The following is a 1369-nucleotide window of genomic DNA, read 5'->3' on the forward strand; positions in this document are numbered from 1 at the left end:
GGAGGGCATCTTGCCCGCCCAGCAAAGGCTTTTAGTCCCTAAACAAATATTTCGCAGCAAAAATCCCCCCCTTTCACAAGGAGGGGTTAGGGCGGGTTCTGCGGTAACAGTAGCCGTTGCAGTTTGCCCGATCGAATATCTGGAGTATCTGGGATAATGTACTACTGAGACAAAGTATTGGCATTCACAAATCGACCAATCAACCCAGAAACGAATGACAACACAATGGAACCCACCAAAGCCGGCCAAAAACCGTTAACCACAAAGCCGATACTGAACACACTCGCTAACCAGGAAGCCAGGGAAAGCGAAATTGCATTGACAACGAATAAAAACAAACCTAAAGTAATAATGGTCAAAGGAAGCGTCATCAATGTAAGAATCGGTCTGACAACCGCGTTCACCAATCCGATAACAACAGCAGCCAGCATCGCCGCCGGAAAGCTAACCACCGCCATACCTGGTACAATGTTAGCGGTAATGATCAGCGAAACCGCTGCTACTATCCAAGTTAAGAAAAAACTTAGCATATCTTTTTGTCCATCTCCATCACTATTAATTCAGATTTTAACTGTTTAGTCGATCGACCAAAGTTCGGGATACACTACGAAATACCCACCTTGCGAGAATATCAGAATTATGAAACTCCGGCAACTAGCAGCATTCCTATTCGCGCTAACTATCTTCATCCTGCCGCGGCCAGCCCAAGCTCAATCTAAATATTACGCTCCGCCCTTGTCCTTTAGCAACGCCGAACTGACAAGACGCGATTTTTCTGGTCAAATGCTGCGGGCCGCTGAGTTTTCTAACGCTAATATGGACTTGACTAATTTTTCTAATGCCGATTTGCGGGGAGCAATTATGAGCGCTTCGGTGATGACTCAGGCAAATTTGCATGGAGCAAATTTAACTAATGCAATGATTGATCAAGTTAAATTTACTAAGGCAGATTTAAGTGATGCCATATTAGCAGAAACAATTTTGCTGCGTTCTACTTTTGAGGGAGCTGATATCACCGGCGCTGACTTTACTGATGCAATTATGGACGGATCACAAGTTAAAGAATTGTGCACAAAGGCCACCGGGATTAATTCCCAAACTGGGATTTCTACTCGCGATTCCTTGGGATGTCGCTGATATCATCTCCGGTCAATTACTGATGATTGTTTGTTGGGTGGGGGCGGGTTTTTGAAATTGTTTGTTTGGGGCGATTATGGTTGGTGGAACCTGCCCCTACACCACGAATACTTCACATTAACCTGATATTGGCATTAAATTCCCCAATGTACATGATGATTGTTTGTTGGGTGGGGGCGGGTTTTTGAGATTGTTTGTTTGGGGCGATTATGGTTGGTGGAACCCGCCCCTA

Annotated in this window: 2 protein-coding genes; one reads left to right on the top strand and one right to left on the bottom strand. The window is 45.0% G+C overall.

The annotated features are described in order from the left end of the window. Window positions 1-161: 161 nt before the first annotated feature. Window positions 162-530: a phage holin family protein gene (locus QUB26_RS19385; RefSeq protein ID WP_333056376.1), complete on the bottom strand. Its 369-nt coding sequence runs from the start codon at window positions 528-530 to the stop codon at window positions 162-164. Between the two features lie 109 nt (window positions 531-639). Here QUB26_RS19385 and QUB26_RS19390 point away from each other — a divergent pair, with 109 nt between their 5' ends. After that, a complete protein-coding gene (locus tag QUB26_RS19390) occupies window positions 640-1137 on the top strand; it encodes a pentapeptide repeat-containing protein (protein WP_333236830.1) in 498 nt (165 codons plus the stop codon). The last annotated feature ends 232 nt before the right edge of the window (window positions 1138-1369 follow it).

This window comes from Microcoleus sp. B4-C1 (assembly GCF_036705285.1).
Classification (GTDB): Bacteria; Cyanobacteriota; Cyanobacteriia; order Cyanobacteriales; family Microcoleaceae; genus Microcoleus.